Origin of the sequence: Spiroplasma endosymbiont of Panorpa germanica (genome assembly GCF_964019765.1) — a bacterium.
Taxonomy (GTDB): Bacteria; Bacillota_I; Bacilli_A; order Mycoplasmatales; family Mycoplasmataceae; genus Spiroplasma_B.
This window is the reverse complement of record NZ_OZ026461.1, coordinates 119,088-135,403: the sequence shown is the minus strand read 5'-3', so window position 1 is coordinate 135,403 and position 16,316 is coordinate 119,088. Positions and strand designations below refer to the sequence as shown.

The 16,316-nt window shown below is 30.3% G+C and carries 14 protein-coding genes; 2 read left to right on the top strand and 12 right to left on the bottom strand.

Annotation, left to right across the window (positions count from 1 at the left end):
• Nucleotides 1-12: 12 nt before the first annotated feature.
• The 6 genes from AACK87_RS00590 to AACK87_RS00565 form a co-directional block, all read right to left on the bottom strand.
• Nucleotides 13-1,698 (bottom strand): hypothetical protein, encoded by a 1,686-nt coding sequence (locus tag AACK87_RS00590; protein ID WP_338972561.1) that lies wholly within the window; start codon nt 1,696-1,698, stop codon nt 13-15.
• 104 nt (nt 1,699-1,802) lie between these two features.
• Nucleotides 1,803-3,245 (bottom strand): Asp-tRNA(Asn)/Glu-tRNA(Gln) amidotransferase subunit GatB, encoded by a 1,443-nt coding sequence (gene gatB, locus AACK87_RS00585; RefSeq protein WP_338972558.1) that lies wholly within the window; start codon nt 3,243-3,245, stop codon nt 1,803-1,805.
• Nucleotides 3,238-4,707 (bottom strand): amidase family protein, encoded by a 1,470-nt coding sequence (locus AACK87_RS00580; protein WP_338972555.1) that lies wholly within the window; start codon nt 4,705-4,707, stop codon nt 3,238-3,240. Before AACK87_RS00580 ends, gatB begins: the two co-directional genes overlap by 8 nt.
• Nucleotides 4,707-5,006: an Asp-tRNA(Asn)/Glu-tRNA(Gln) amidotransferase subunit GatC gene (gene gatC / locus AACK87_RS00575; RefSeq protein WP_338972551.1), complete on the bottom strand. Its 300-nt coding sequence runs from the start codon at nt 5,004-5,006 to the stop codon at nt 4,707-4,709. The genes AACK87_RS00580 and gatC overlap by 1 nt, the downstream gene beginning before the upstream one ends.
• Nucleotides 5,006-7,012, bottom strand: a complete 2,007-nt coding sequence (gene ligA / locus AACK87_RS00570) for an NAD-dependent DNA ligase LigA (RefSeq protein WP_338972548.1) — start codon at nt 7,010-7,012, stop codon at nt 5,006-5,008. Before ligA ends, gatC begins: the two co-directional genes overlap by 1 nt.
• 8 nt (nt 7,013-7,020) lie before the next feature.
• Complete coding sequence (locus AACK87_RS00565; protein WP_338972545.1) at nt 7,021-8,646, bottom strand: hypothetical protein; 1,626 nt, start codon at nt 8,644-8,646, stop codon at nt 7,021-7,023.
• Between the two features lie 122 nt (nt 8,647-8,768).
• Between AACK87_RS00565 and AACK87_RS00560 the strand changes: the two genes are divergently transcribed.
• The gene (locus AACK87_RS00560) at nt 8,769-9,239 is read left to right on the top strand and encodes a hypothetical protein (protein WP_338972542.1); all 471 of its coding nucleotides are present in this window, start codon (nt 8,769-8,771) and stop codon (nt 9,237-9,239) included.
• A 61-nt stretch (nt 9,240-9,300) separates the two neighbouring features.
• Here the strand turns inward: AACK87_RS00560 and AACK87_RS00555 are convergent, their stop codons facing one another.
• The 5 genes from AACK87_RS00555 to AACK87_RS00535 all read right to left on the bottom strand — a co-directional run bounded on the left by AACK87_RS00555 (nt 9,301) and on the right by AACK87_RS00535 (nt 14,966).
• On the bottom strand, nt 9,301-9,675 hold the full coding sequence (locus AACK87_RS00555) for a hypothetical protein (RefSeq protein ID WP_338972539.1): 375 nt from the start codon (nt 9,673-9,675) through the stop codon (nt 9,301-9,303).
• Nucleotides 9,676-9,777: 102 nt separating this feature from the next.
• Nucleotides 9,778-11,052 carry a hypothetical protein gene (locus AACK87_RS00550; protein ID WP_338972536.1) on the bottom strand — a complete coding sequence of 425 codons (1,275 nt, stop codon included), beginning with the start codon at nt 11,050-11,052 and terminating at the stop codon, nt 9,778-9,780.
• 3 nt (nt 11,053-11,055) lie between these two features.
• The gene (locus AACK87_RS00545) at nt 11,056-12,966 is read right to left on the bottom strand and encodes a hypothetical protein (protein ID WP_338972534.1); all 1,911 of its coding nucleotides are present in this window, start codon (nt 12,964-12,966) and stop codon (nt 11,056-11,058) included.
• Nucleotides 12,967-13,030: 64 nt separating this feature from the next.
• Entirely contained in the window at nt 13,031-13,948 is a 918-nt protein-coding gene (locus AACK87_RS00540; protein ID WP_338972532.1) for an RluA family pseudouridine synthase, read from the bottom strand.
• Nucleotides 13,935-14,966, bottom strand: coding sequence for a CPBP family intramembrane glutamic endopeptidase (locus AACK87_RS00535; RefSeq protein ID WP_338972529.1), 1,032 nt, complete (start codon nt 14,964-14,966; stop codon nt 13,935-13,937). The genes AACK87_RS00540 and AACK87_RS00535 overlap by 14 nt, the downstream gene beginning before the upstream one ends.
• Nucleotides 14,967-15,065: 99 nt before the next feature.
• On the opposite strand from AACK87_RS00535, the gene AACK87_RS00530 reads away from it, so the two are divergent.
• Complete coding sequence (locus AACK87_RS00530) at nt 15,066-15,677, top strand: superoxide dismutase (protein ID WP_338972526.1); 612 nt, start codon at nt 15,066-15,068, stop codon at nt 15,675-15,677.
• Nucleotides 15,678-15,731: 54 nt separating this feature from the next.
• Here the strand turns inward: AACK87_RS00530 and AACK87_RS00525 are convergent, their stop codons facing one another.
• Complete coding sequence (locus AACK87_RS00525; RefSeq protein ID WP_338972523.1) at nt 15,732-16,208, bottom strand: PTS glucose transporter subunit IIA; 477 nt, start codon at nt 16,206-16,208, stop codon at nt 15,732-15,734.
• Nucleotides 16,209-16,316: the final 108 nt, after the last annotated feature.

Genomic DNA, 16,316 nt, shown 5'->3' with positions numbered 1-16,316 from the left:
AACCCAACCCTTCTAATTGATTCAATTTCTATTTTTAAAAATATAGTAACCCAAAACTAACATTATTGATGGTAATGTTATTCATCAAATTAATAATCCCCAGTAATTTACTATTTCTATCTCTTTTATTTCATAATTTTCTCATTGACTTTTTTTGGGAAAAATAACTTCCTCTTGTTCTAATAAAACACCCGGTTTTTTTGTTGGCACTAGTATTCGACTTAATCCTTCCTCAAAGAAGTCAGCATTTATGGCTTGTGAAAAGTATCCATATTTATTTGGCGGGGTACCAAATAAATAGTGAGCTTGACCACCGGGACTAAATGAAATATTTTTTACCATTCCACTTTTATAAATTTCAAAATCACTTTTTTCCAAAGGTTCTTGTTCGTACACTAAGTAGTTGTAAGTCAAAACACTTATTGCTTTTGAATAGTCAAAGTAACCTGGAGTTTTGTTGCTTTTAGTAAAAAAATCACTGTTTGTAGTTGTTGTAATTATTTCAGGGTAAAGCTTTGAATAAAAATCCGAAAGCGAGCTTGTTGAGTAAAAATACATATTAGTCTCAATGAATTCAAAAATAAGCTCATTAATTGCCAAAAGGTCTTTATCTGATTTTTGTTTTTTTATTTTCTGACTCAGAGATTTGTAATCGTGTTTTTCGCTTTTTCGTGAAAATCACAAATTAAATCGGCTGTTTTCTCAATTTTTTAAATTTTGAGAATCAAAACTATCACTTTTTGAAATTTCGCTTATTTTTTCCAAGAAACAATAAAGACCATTATTTTTTTTGTCAAAATCTTCAGAAAATTTGAAGTATTGATATTTTGTATTATTAAGAGTGTCTTCAATTAAGGTTTCACTCTCAAGTAAAAATCCGTCTAGAATTAGATTGTCAAATCCGACATTATAAAAACCTTCTCCATTGTGTGCAAGGACTAATGAATTTTCAAGTTCTCAAAAAGTTTCGGAAATATCTTTTGCATACTTATTACCATCTTTGACAAGTTTGTCATACTTTTGGTAGAAATAAGCTTTATTTGTTGTCATATTGATTTCTTGCGTTTTTTCAGTTCTTCCCTCAATTTTATTTTCTCCTTGAAGAAGAGTTCCGATAAAAGGATTTAAAATAATAATCATTAAGATAAAAGTAGAAAGCAAAATCGGAACAATTTGGTTAGCAAAAGATAGCCATAATATCATAAAACTTAAAAGCATAAAAATATATATTGTCAGATACAAGTACTTAAAAAGATAAACTTGATAAAATCAAGTAGTAAATGAGAATCTTGAGATCTGAAAAGTTATGATTTCGATAATAAGACTTAAAATTAAAATTGTAAACAAAATTATGTATAGAGCTGCAAATCTTTCGAAAAATATTTGTGAAATTTTTTTGCCAGCTCGCAGTTCCATTTTTACTATTCCGTTTTTAATTTGATCTGAATATAACCTTGTTGCGAATACAATTGTTATTATTAAAAAATATAGCGATGCAAAAGATACTGTTAATCAAACACTTAATGAAGCCGAATAGTTGGAAACCTCTGACTTGAGGCTTAGTATAGCTAGTTGCGTTGTAACTATTGTTGAAATGTAAATTATTGATACTACTATAAACGTTGGTGAAAAAACTGTTTTCAAAAAAGTATTTCTAAAAATTGGTAATTTTTGATCAAATCAGTTAGTTATTTTCATGTTTCTAAACCCTTCTCGAAAAAAATTATATGTAATATCTATTTTATATTATTATACAATAAAAAAAATCCATCAAGGATTTACTTTTTATTAAAATTATATTTTTAATTTTTTAGATATTCGTTAATATTTTTTAGTATTATTTCTTGTGCTACATCGGGGTTAACATTTCCTCCAGTAACCTTCATAAGTTGACCCATGATAGTTTTGGTAACTCTTTCAGGTCTTTGTTCGTATTGGGATAACACTTCTTGATTGTCATCAAAAATAGGTTTTAAAAATTCTTGAATTGTTTTTGAATCTGATATTTGTTTCAAATTATTCTCTTCAATAATTTTATTAACATCTTGTCCAGTTTGAATTAAAATCGGCAAAATTGTTTTAACATGTTTTGAAGAAATAATTCCTCCATCAATCATTGAAATTATTTCCCCAATATGTTTTGGAGTTATTTTTGTACTTTGAATTTCAATTTCATCTTTATTTAAAAGCGACTGAATGTCTCCCAATAATAAGTTGGCAACTTTTGAATAATTTTTTGTGTAATTTAAAGTAGCTTCAAAAAAACGATTTAGTTCTAGAGAACTTAAAATTTGGTTTACCTCTTCAATTTTTAAATTATAATCTTTGGTATATCTCAACCTTTTTGATTCAGCTAGCTCAGGAGCGTTTTTAAAAATTTCTTTTACTCAATCTGGATCCAAATTGATTGGGGGGATGTTTGGTTCTCTAAAGTAGCGATAGTCAACTGCGTCAGTTTTCGTTCTCATTAAAACTGTTTCTTGTTTTGATTCATCAAACCTTCTTGTTTCCATTAAAATTGGTTGATTTTTTAATAACATTTCTGATTGACGTTTGATTTCAAATTCAACAGCTTTTCTAATGTTATTGAGTGAGTTTAAGTTTTTTATTTCTACTTTGGTTCCAAATCCTTTGTAACCATACGGGCGAAGAGAAATGTTAATATCACATCTCAATGAACCCTCGTTCATTTTTACATCACTAATATCGGAAAACAGTAAAATTTCTCTAAGTTTTTCAACGTAGCCAACTGCCTCATCTGCACTTCTAATAACCGGATCACTTACTATCTCGATTAATCCAACTCCGCTTCGGTTGTAATCTAAATATGTCAGCTCTCCCTTATGAGTTTGTTTGGCAGTATCTTCTTCAATGTGAATTCTTTCAATCGAAATATCTTTTTTACCTTTGTCTGGTAAATCAATTGTAACTTTACCATTTTTACCAATTGGGAAAAATTGTTGAGTGATTTGAAATCCTTTAGCTAAATCTGGATAGAAATAACTTTTACGATCAAACCTCAGATTCGAATCTAACTCCATACCCAAAGCTTTCACGGCTAGGATTGCTAACTCAACCCCTTTTTTATTAACAGTTGGTAAAGCTCCTGGGTATCCTAAGTCTGTTTCACTTACTTTTGTATTAGGTGTTGCTCCATACTCAACAGGTCCAGCACAAAACATTTTTGATTTAGTTTTTAGCTCAACGTGATTTTCAATTCCAATTATTACTTCAAAATTATTCATCTCTATCACCTGCAATTCGATTTTTTATTCCAATAATATCTTCAACAAATTGTGCAGTTTGCAACAATTGTAAATCTTTTTTGGGAGCTGCGTTTAAATTAATACCAATGGGCATTTTATTTTTATTTGTAAATGGCAAAGTAACGGAAGGCATTCCATTGAAATTGGCCATAATCAATATATCATTAATGAACTCAAGTTGCTCTTCGTTTTCTTCCAGGTCGACAATTTTTTTTGTATTAATTAATGGCGCTGGTTCTATAGCTGGAGGTAGGACTAGAATATCAATATCATTGTAAATTTCTGTCAGACGGTTTGCTATTAGACGTCGAACTTTTTTGGCTTTTTCTAAAAGGATTTCTTGATTTTCCCTTTTTAATTGATAGCTTCCGATAATAAATCTTCGTTTAACAATTTTTCCAAAAAGTTGTGTACGGGTGTTGGTCATAATTTCTAGAAAATCAGAACCCGGAATTCGATTAGTAAAGTTAATTCCATTTAAATTTGAATTTTGACTAACAGCCTCAGAAAAAGAAATCATCATATAAACTGGAGGGATTGCTTCTAAAAGTTCTTTATTAAAAGAGATCTCTTTGACTTGAATATTTTGTTTTTTAAGTTTATCATAAAAAATTTCATATTCTTTTTTTAATTCAGCTGGTAGGAAGTCATGAACTTCTTTTAAATAACCAAACTTCAATTTTTTATCAAACTTATCAATATTTTTAAAAAAGTTTTTCTCAATTATTTCAATCGAAGTCAAATCTTTGCTATCTTTTTTAAATGAAGCATCGGCTAATATTGCTAAATCTTTTACGTTACGGGTAAAAAAACCTGCGTGATCTAAACTTGGAGCATAAGGGAACAGACCAAATCGAGAAACTGCTCCGTATGTAGGTTTGTATCCAACAATCCCATTATAACTAGCAGGTTTTCTAATCGAATCTCCTGTATCTGTTCCTGTTGCAAATGGAACCACCCCTTTTGCCACAGCTCAAGCACTTCCACTAGAACTTCCACCAACTTGATGTTTTGAATTTCTGGGATTTGTGATCGCTCCAGTGCAAGCATAAAGACCAGTACCACCCATTCCCAATTCATCTAAAGCTGATTTTCCAATAAGCAATGTTTGAGAGTCTAATAAGTTTTGATATAGACTAGAATTATATGTTGGGACAAATTCGCTTAGAATTTTTGAAGACGAAGTTGTTTTAATTCCTTTGGTAGCAAAGTTATCTTTCATAACATATGGTATTCCATAAAGCAAGTTGTCTTTTACTAAATTCTTATCTAGTAGTTGTGCTTGTTGCAAAGCTTCCTTGGCACAAGTTGTTGCCATAAAATTTTCTTTTAAATTAACATCAATATTTTTTAATACTGCTTTGGTTAATTCAGTTATAGTAATTTTTTTACTTGTGATTAGTTGATTTAGTTCAACGATTGACAAATTTTCGTATTTCATTATTTCACCACCTTAGCAATAGTAATAAAGTCCCCATCAGTTGAAGGAGCATTATTTAAAACTTGAGTTTGATCATTTATTTCAACAAATTCATCACTGCGCATTCCGATTTCGTTTACTTCAAATGGATAATACATTGGTTCGATATTATCAGTATTTATTCTCGTTACCTTTTCAAATTTTTTTCTTAAAATTTGCTCTGTTTCAAAAATTTCTTGCGCTTCTTTTTCGCTGACCTCGATCATGATGTCTCGACCTAATTCCTGAATTAATTCAGGTGAGATTTTTTTCTTATTCATTATTTTTCCTCCATCATACTTTTCAAATCATCTTCTGAAATTATTTTAACTGCTAAGTTTTTTGCCTTCACCAATTTACTTCCAGCATCTTCTCCTGCAAGTAGAAAATCAGTTTTACCACTTACACTGTCTGTAACTCGAGCGCCATTATTTTCTAAAAGCTCTCTAAAATAATTTCTAGACTTTGAAAGCGTTCCTGTTATTACAATTATTTTGTCACGGAAAATATCACTTGAGTTTGAAGAATCATTTTTATAATCCATATTAATTCCTAAGGTCACTAATTTATTAATCAGATTCTTATTTTCCATAATATTAAATCAATCAATCAAAGATTTAGCAACCACATTTCCGATATCATATATTTGAGATAACTCTTCAAATCCAATTGTCATTAAGTTTGCTATAGTTTTATAATTTTTAATCAGCACCTTAGCAGTTTTTTTACCAACATGACGAATACCTAAACCAAATAATAATCTTTCACTTGAGTTTGACTTACTTTTTTCAATTGCAGTTATCAAATTCAAAAAACTTTTTTCCCCAAAATTCTCTAAGTTCAAAATAACTTCTTTTTTATCAGCGATTTTAAAAATGTCAGCGACATCTTTTATTATTTGTTCGCTGTAAAGTTTCTCTAATATTTTTATGCTTAAACCTTCAATGTTCATGGCATCACGACTGGCAAAATGTTGCAGACTTCTAATAATTTTTTTGGGGCAATTTGTGTTAATGCAATATTGATCAACTTCCCCTGAAATTTTTTCTAGCAAGCTGTTACAATCTGGACAGTTAGTGCTTGGTTCTCAAACCAAAAGTTTTTCAAATTCTGTATCCTTGATAGCCGAGATAACTTCTGGAATAATATCTCCAGCTTTTTTTATTTTAACATTGGCTTGAATTCTAATATCGCGATTCATAATAAAGTCGGCATTATGAAGTGTTGCAGCTCTCACTGTGGTTCCTGCAATTTGAACTGGTTCTAATTGAGCATTGTAAGTAACTCTTCCAGTTCTCCCAATTGTTGGAAAAATCGAAAGCAGTTTAGTAGTTTTAATTTCTGCTGGAAATTTAAAAGCAATTGCTCACTTTGGGGTTTTACTTGTGTATCCAATTTTTTCATAAGTTTCAAATTCATTAACCTTAATAACGATTCCGTCAATTTCATATGGCAATTGATCGCGAACGGCGCTATATTTTTCAATGTAATCTCAAACTTCATCAATACTATCACAAATTTTTCCTTCACCATTAACAGGCAGTTGTAAATCTTTTATTAACTTTAATGAATCTTGATGAGTCAAAATATCTTTTGAATCTCGATTCATATAAAAATATAAAAAAGCTTGTAAGTTTCTTTCTTTGACAACTCTAGAATCTAGTTGACGCAAGGTTCCTGCCGCAGCATTTCTAGGGTTAGCAAACAATGGTTCGTTAGCCTGAGCTTTTTTTTGATTGATTTTATTGAACTCTGCTTTTGATAAGTAAATTTCTCCGCGAACTTCTACGTATTCCTCTTCGGATTTTATTTCATGAGGAATTTCTTTAATCATTTTAACATTGGCTGTTACATCTTCTCCAACTAAACCATCTCCTCGGGTTACGGCTTTAAAAAGTTTCTGGTTTTTATAAATTAATGAAATCGAAAGACCATCAATCTTTAACTCTGCGAAAAATTTATAATTTCTATTCCCATTGGCTTTAAATATTTGCTGATCAAAATCTTGTAAGTCCTCTTTGTTAAAGGCGTTACCTAAACTTAACATTGGTTCGCGATGTTCATATTTTTCAAATTTACTAGCAACAAATCCTGAAACCTTTTGAGTTGGGGAATCTTTGGTAACTAATTCTGGAAATTGTGATTCTAGTTCTCTTAGATCCCTTAGTAGCAAATCATATTCTGCATCATCAACACTGGGGTTATCATTTTCATAATATTCTAAGTTTCATTGATTCAACTGCTTAACAAATTCTTGTATTTTCAATTTAGCTTCTTCTTGTTTCATAGAACTCCTTAATTAATTTCATAAATATCTCTTTTATATCTTGGTTTTGGTTTCTCATTAATAGTTTTCTTTTCAATGTAGTTACCAAAAATATTTGTCATGGTATAAATTCCTACACATACTAAGTGGATAAACAAAATTGCCATGATAGTTCCGTTCAACTTAACAAAGTCTTTATAAATAATTGAAACAAATTTTATTACCAGTGGGTTGTAGAAAGTTATAAAACTAATTGCAGTTAAATCTAAAATGGTCGACAATTTTGTTCCTAACATATTTTGACGAACAAACACCCAAGCTAAAGAACCAGCCAATAAAATGATAGTCAATGCCAAGGCGATTCATTGTCTAGCTTTTGGGATTTCAATAAAGATTGTTCAATTATAAATGAAACTTAAGTAGTTTAAAAACATTAACAACAAGTCTTCGTGAGCTGCTAAAATAAATATTATGGATAAACCAGCAAATACAAGTGGTAAAAATAGAACAAAGAAGTTATTATTTTTATCAAATGCAGTTTCAAACTTAACAATTCTTGAATATTTATTAGCCATAAAATAAATTACGATAAAAAATAATAAAACTATCGCGGCGAAAAATGCTGACTGAAAATAAAGTTTTTCAAAAAAGTTAAAGAACACAAGATTAATTAATGGGAACAACGAAATTTTTATTATGTCCTTTGTGTAATTGCTTAACAAAGTTCTTTGCAAAGTAAAGACAATGGCATACAATAAAAAGATTATGGGATAAGAGTTCTCTCAAGAAAACGCAATATAACTTCCTAAAATAAATCCAATCACTAATGGGAGATTGTGTTCGCGGAATTTATGATTTGAGTAACTGATAATTAATGTTAAGGTGTAAAAAATTAGATAAACAAAATAAGACATTTCATTAAAAATTTTCAGACCCAAAAAGCTAATGAAAAACTTTAATCCAATAATATAAATGATTGTCAAAACAATTCCAAACTGGCGATAACCTCGATGTTCAACATCATTAAATCGGGTTATGATAGTCATTGTAATAGAAGCCACGATAAAAGCATCAATAATAAAGCCACTAACGCTGATTAATTGTCAGTAGTTTTCCGGACTGGCCTTAGTTATAACAATCATTGACATTTGCAGCGCATACCATGATTGTAGAACTTTATATCCTAGATTATTAACTGGATTCTTACCATTAAAAAACGAGATCGGTTTATTTTTAAAGGTGTCCAAAATTAGTAATGTATTGCGGTTATCAGAAAAATCCCCTGCCCCAAATATTTTTCCGCTAAAAAAGTTTACGGACATAACGATAACAACTATAATAACAAATATTAATGATGAAATTGATAAAAATGCTGAGGTAATTCAGTATCTAAATAGCAAGATACAAACTATTAAATAAAGCTGGGATAAAACGATGGTGTAATAAATAAAAAAAATGTAAGGTAGACTATTAAACATTTGCAGTGGAAAAGTTAATATAGTTAATGTGGCGAAATAAGCAAAAAAACCCAAAGCGATATTGGCAAATGAATTTTTAGTTCTTATTTTCATTATTTCTGATATTATTGATCCTGATGTATAACTAATAAAAAGTATAAAAGTTGCAAAACCAAGAGCATATAAAGATAACTGCATGACAATACTCCTTTTTTTTATTATATCATAGAGTTTTTGCGACAATTTTCTATTTTTTGATTTAAGTAATGAAATAGTAATTTTAAAAGGTATACTATAAGTGTTAATAAAAGGGGTGCCCTATGAATAATGAATTAATTCACAATATCAGAGAAAGAAAATACATTACAACTAAAGATGAAATTGTTTTTAGAACAATTCAAGACGTTGTATCAGCAATATTTTCAGATGAAAACAAAGTGTCTTATCTTACAGGAATCAATAAAATTAGTGATAACGAGCAGGTCTGATTTCCTAACTTTGTAACAGATGCGAAAAAATCAGCACAGATTAGTGAGGGTTATGCCATTTATCCAAGCCCGAATAAAGAATTTATCTACAAGGTTGAAGTTCACAAAAGCAGAGAGAGTAAAATTAAGGCCGCCGAGAAAGTAAAGCCCCTTGACTTGATTGTATTTGGTAAATTCTTTGAAAAGGAGAAAGGTATTGGATACCATTTTCTAGGAATCTTTAAATTTCAAGAATTTGAAGATGATAATCTTGATGTAATGGTTTACAAGAAAAAATCTGATCGTTTAGATTTAAGAAAATAAAAACTCAGTAATTAATAGCTATCTACTATGATAACTAAAAATTACTGAGTTTTTAAATTTGTTATTTCTTAGCAGAAATTACTCCTAAGATACCCCCAACAAGAGTTGCTATACCTGAAGCTGAGTTTAATAATGAAACAGCTCCAATACCTGAGAATAACATTGCAAATACAGCGAATCCCCCTGCAATAATGGCTAAAATATAACCAACAAAGTTTAATTTTTCATTTTTCATTAAAACGAATATAAATGCTAATAATGGCAATATCATTCCGATAACTCCCAATACGATAACAACACCAATTACAGCTGATGCAGTTCCTACTCCATCACTAACAACTGATGCAGCAATTATTGATAAAATCATTGATAAAAGTGTTAATCCAACTGTAATACCTGTACCTACAAGTGTTACAATCTTACTTGCTTTTTTCATAAAATAAATACCTTTCCTTTTTACTTTTAAATTATACACAAAAAGAAGAGTAATTACGAAAAAAAGCTATTTTTTTTCTTTTGAACTTGTTTTAATATTTTCTTAATTTTTTTCAACTACATCGTCTTTATTTTTACGACCCAGTCAAATTTCTTTAGTAGCGTTTCAACCTTTAGTTTGTAAATCTACAAAGAATTCATTAAAGGTGATGACAAATAGACAAAGAATTATGGGAACCACAAAGAATCAGTAATAGGATTGTGGTTCTGAGGTTAATATTCGAATATCATTGATTGAGTTGGGATTACCACTAACAAGCCAGCCGTCTTGAATTGCTGTTAAATTACTTCCACGAGCAATTCCATTCATAATGTATTGAATAATTGGGGTTCAAATCAACATTAAAAGTTGGGTTGAAGCTGCATAAGTTCCACTAGCATTTTTTATTGCATAATAATACATAGTTCTTCCAAAAGCTAATAAAATACCACAACCAATAAATTTTAAAGCCACAACTCATGATTGCATAATTTCAAAAGATGCTCAACCATTCAAGAAGGCGTGACCATAGCTTTCAGAAGTAATATCACTAGAACTTCAAAAATCGATTGAACTTGCTAATGGCATTAAAATTATCATAAATAACGCTGAAAAACTTGTTTTAATAAATGTGGTTTCTTGGAATGGGAAATTGAATTCTGAATATTTCATTAATTTTTCCATCCCAATCGCTTCTAGAGTATATAACCCTGCAGCGATTAGCGCAAATACAATTCCTAAAATTGATTGCACTTGGATTTCTTCTTTAATACTAAAAGTTGTTACAAATCCGACCATTAAAATGGCTGTAACCATTAAGGCTCCGATTGTATAATTTGATTGTTTCTGTTTTAAGAAAACCATTGCAGCAATAGCACAAAATACTGGCTGCAGGTTTAAAAGCATTGACCCAATTGTTCCATCACTTAAACCAGCCCCTGTCATTACAAATAGAGCTGCTAATGTGATAAATACCATTGCAATTGGTCCCCCAAGGAAACCAAGCAATACTATTGATCAAGCTTTACGGTTTTTTAATAATTTAAATGATCTAAAAGCTCGCATTGGACCAAAAATGAAAATCATAGTCACAGCTGCAGCTATTTCCTGTCATGTTACATAAAGGGTTGATATTGTATAGGTCCCATAACGACCTAATCCTGAAACTGGATTCTCAATAGCGGTTTCAATGTTACTTAATAGCGGCATTAATGAATAAATCACTGCGCTACAAAGACCGACTAAAATCCCCACAAAGACCGTACGCTGATTTTTTTGAATAAAATTTTCAGTGTCGAAGCTTAATTTATTTTCAGAGATTGCTTCTTGTTTTTTCATGTTCTAACCTTTCAATTTATAAACTTTTTTATACTCAAGAATTTCTGGTTCTAGGGAACCCTGCTCGCTAAGAGTCTTAGAAATTTCTTCTTCATTGATACTTATGTATTCTTGCACAATAATATTTCCTTTAGAGTTTAAATCTGTTAGAGAAATATTATTTTTTTGAAGACGTTCTTTGCGTTCGGCTTCTTTTCTGCGTCGATACCTTTCCCCAAGAATGGGAAATCTCCTAATGATTCCCATAACCATATTTGGGGAAAGAATTAAAGCTACGATAAATATTACCCCAATGGAAGCAAAAATAGTTGTAAAAAATAATCCTACAAGTGGTACAAATGATAAGGTTTCAATATTTAATGGAATCAAATTATCAATAACTGTGAATTGGATTATTGGTGAGATTGCTGTGGGAATCATCAAAATTAAGGCATTTTGAAATACGTTCTTAATATTGGAATTGTAAGTGGCATAGCGATAAACATAAAACCACAAATACGAATATCGAATAAATAAGAAAATTAATTTCAAAATCATAAATGCCATTAAAGCGAAAACTAAGTATAAGTCCGCTCCCAACCTACTAAAAGTAATCATCCCTGTTATAACAAATGCAATTACAATGTAACTAAATCCTAAATAGTTTTGAACTTTTGTCACTTCAGCATAACGACTTTTTGCCTGAATAATATTCATTTGCGCTTCACAAAGAATTGATAAACTAGTGATCCCAGCAAAAATTACAGAAAAAGTTGGATTATAAAAGACATAGCGGTATAAAATTAATTGTGATGCTGTTCAAATATTATCTACAGTGGGATTAGCAATCTGGTTCTCCATTAGATTACCGTATAAAGCACTTACCAAGTATGGTGATAATATCGACATATTAATAAAAGTAAAGCCGGCAATAATATATGTATAAATTTCGTACTTAGCGTAGCTATTTCAATAAATTCTACCATTCTTCATTACTAAAACCACAAAGAACTCGCGAAATGAAGTAATGAAATTAGTCATAATAAGCCTGATGTTAACAGCAATTACAAAATAAAGCGAAAGTACTGATGAAGCATTCAGACCCAATAAAACCGCAGCAATTAGTATATCTGTATTCATTAACACTGTTGTACCCAAGCTACTACGCGAAATTTTCTTAGCTGAGGTCTTTAATTGATAACTATTTAAATCGGGATTAAATTTAATTCATAAATAATTCCGCCTTACATAAAGCATAATCATGAAACCCCGAATTGGTGAATATAAAAGCATTGATAGAAACGGAATTAATGGATCAACAGTCCTTAGTGTGAGAAGATAAAAGAATAGCGAGTAAACTACCACATCTGTGAAAAGAATAACTATTTTTCTAACAGTATTTTCACTATCAGCAGCAATAACATTTTCATAAACTCCAAATATTATTCCAGCTCCCATATTTTTGAAACCAAATAATAATATAATTAATAGCATTTGTCAGTATGGGGCGAACACCACTTCTGACTTTCCGTTTAAGACAATCCCAAAGTGATCGAAAAAGTTAGAGAAGTCAGTTGTTGAACTACTGATTATTACTCAAAGTGGATAAAATACTGCTGATAAAATAAGTAAGGTAACTGATAATTTTGCTCCACGACGATAATTCTTTTTAGATGTTGAAAAAATTTCATTAGCTGTAATTCAATCTCTTTGAGCAATCGGCTTGACCAACAAAATTGTTGTGGCAATTCCTAAAGCTCCATCTGCTGTCCCAATAATAGCTCCAATGGCAGTGGCGATTTTCACAAACCCGTTAAATGTTGCTCCAAAATTTTGCAACACAAAGTAAAGGGTTAAAAACTGAATTAGTGCTCCAAAAAGTGAAATTATTGTTCCAACAATTGTGCTTGTAATTCCATATTTTGTTGAAACCATAAATTATCACCTTAGACCTTATTAAATTATTTTAACATATCAGTTATTTGATTATATTAATAGTTTAAATTTTGTTTAAATTTTTAATTTCGTCTTTGATGTCAAAAGTTTTATTATTCAAGTAACTTAAAGGTTCATTCAGATCTGCAAAACTGATTTCAATGGCGTAAAGCATGATAGATTTATCCTTGGTACGCATGCTTGAACCATAACGAAAATCATTAACAACAGGATTATCAAAATATTCTAGAGTGGCTCTAATTTGGTGCTTGCGACCAGTTAATAATAGAATCTCAACTCAATTTCCCGATAAGTTATCGATTGGTTTAAAGGTTGTGTGCGCCACTTTGAATCCTTCTTCTGATTCTTCTTGAAAAACAGCTTTTTGAATTTCAGTATCGTAGGTGATGTAACCTTGAGCATCAAGGTCGTTTTTAACTTTGCGGTCCAAGTTTGCTCAATATAATTTTTTGATTTTATTTTTGTTATTGATAGCTTCACTTAAACTCTCCATTGCCTGGCGGTTTTTAGCATAAATTACCAAACCTCGTGTTAGCTTATCAATTCGATGAATATGACTAACCACAAAACTATTTTCATCATCTGGGGCATATTCTTTTTTGGAAACTAAATAAGATTTGACAATGTCATCAAGACTAATGTTAATTGGGGAGTGAATTTCTAAATTATGAGGTTTATCAGCAATCAAAATATTATCATCTTCATAAACTATTTTTAAATCAGAAAAATCCGCTTCTTTGAAAGTATCTCTAATTGTAATTTTATTAGTATCAAATACCAAGACTTCATCATTTAAAGAGAGAATGAATTTCTGGTCCTTAATTTTTTTACCATTTACTTTAATTTTACCAGTCCTAAATCACTTATAAATTACTGAAAGCGGAGTTGTTGAATAACGCTTTTTAATAAACTTAAATAAGCTTTGACCTACATCATTTGTTTGTATTTTAATTAACTGCATAAGAACTCACCAAAAGGATAATAAATGATAATAGATTACTTCCAACATGAATTGCTCAAGTGTAAGTAACATTTCCACGACAAACATTAAATGCAGTAGCTAAGACAAATCCAGCAATTAGATATTGAAATAAGTGAACGAAGTCACCAGTTGATGAAATATGGATGTAACCAAATAAAATTGTTGACATGATTCAACCCATTCAACGATTTGAAGTACCCACAAAAATGGCATCCCTAAAGACAATTTCCTCGATCAATGGAGCTGCAATTACTGTAAATACAAATAATGAAATTGCATATAAAATTTTTGAACCCAAAACTCCAGTTGTCAATGGATCTGCTAACTGGTTTTGATTATTTGAATTACCAGGCCCTAAATTTAAAGCCTGACTAAGTAGTCCATAAAGAAATGAAAGGGCAAATATAGTTACAGCCCCGATTAAAGTCACAATTAAGACCATTTTTCAATTTTGTTTAATAGTCTTAGCAAATCTAGAACGTAAATCACTAACGCGATTAAATACTCAGTAAGCCAAAGTTAGAAAAATTATTGATTGAAAAATTAGTAAAATTGAACTTATTCAATATTCTGGAATTTTTAATAATGAAATTGGTGATAGTAGTAAGGAAATTGCAATTGGCATAACTGCATAAACATAATAGAAAAACAAAGTTGTTTTAAACATTAATGATCGACGCTTATCTCAAATTATGAAAAACCCGACTCCATTTGATACTATACCAACCGCTAGATTCAATAAACTAAGATCATTTGAAAAATCCGAGTTGATTGAGAATAGTAGCTTTATTAATAAAGCTGTTGAAAATGGGATAACTAGCCCGGTAATAAGAAATATAATACCGATTTGCTTATCCATATATGTATAAAAGTTAAAGGGGAAATTGCCATCGACTCATCGACTCGGTATTTGAACCTTTTCTCAGACCTTCTTATCAGTTTTGATTTTTGTAACTTTAATTTCTTCAGAATCAATTTTTACTTCTTCTTTTTGCATAAATTATTACCTCCCTATAAATTAATTTTACTTTAATAATGCAATTTTTAATTATTAATATAATATTATCTTATGTGTTAAATAGAAAGAAGGAAATAAATGTTTAAAAGAATAGAACTAGAGCAAGGAATTGAATTCCTTGAACCAGTACTTTCAAAAGAACAAATCAATTTACACTACAACAGGTTTCACCTTGAATATGAAGATAAACTAAATAAAGGCTTGGGATTTTTCAACCTGCCTAGATATATAGAAAATCTAGATGACTTAGTAAAAAGTTACTTAAGTCTACCCAAAGAATTTCATATTCTAGTTCGCCAATATGGTGGAGGTTTAATTAACCTAAACTTCTACTTTAAGAACTTCAAAAAAGATGTTACCCTAAAAGATGGGATTTTAAAAGATGCCATCTTCAAAAACTTTATGACTTTAGATGAATTTTGCAAAGAAATGGTTAGAAATGCAATGTCAATCTTTGGAAGTGGATGAACGTGATTAGTTTTAGACAAAAATAAAAATATGCGAGTTTACAACACTTTCAACCAGGATAATCCGTGATTTTTGGGTATGACCCCTTTAATTGGAATATGCCTTTGAGAACACGCATATATTCTTGATTATAAAAATGACCGAGAAAATTATGTTAAGAACCTGCTTACGATCATTGATTGAGATTATGTTCAAGAAATTTACGCAAACGCTTTAAGATAAAAGATCAAAAGAAATTATATAATAAGCGAAAAACGGAAAGTTATTTCCGTTTTTTTATTTTATAACTGCGATTAAGTCGCCTTTTTTAACTTTACCCTTAGCTAAAACTTCAATGTTTTTACCTTCCAAAGAGTCTTGAGTGAAAACCAATGGGGTTTTTAGTGAGGGAACTTTACTTCTAATTCCTTCTAAATCAACCATTACTAAAGGAGTTCCAACTTTTACTGATTCTCCTTGTTTAACTTTAATGTCAAATCCTTCACCATCTAAACTTACAGTATCTAAACCAATATGTAATAATGCTTCTAAACCTGATTTGTGTTTAATTCCATAGGCATGTCCTGATGGGAAAACAGTAACCAATTTACCTTCCATTGGTGCAACAAAATCTCCGTTTGCTGGTTCGATGGCAAAACCATCACCTAGCATTTTTTCTGAAAAGACTTCGTCTTCAACTTTTTCAAGTCCAATGATTTCACCATCACATGGCGCAAATATTTGAACTTCCTTGTTTTTACTAAATAAACTCATATTCATCCTCCGATTACTCTATTATAATACCATTTATGAAAGAGTTTTTATAAATTATTTTTACTCTTACTTTATAAAATTGAACCAAACCTTCAGAGCTTGAAAATA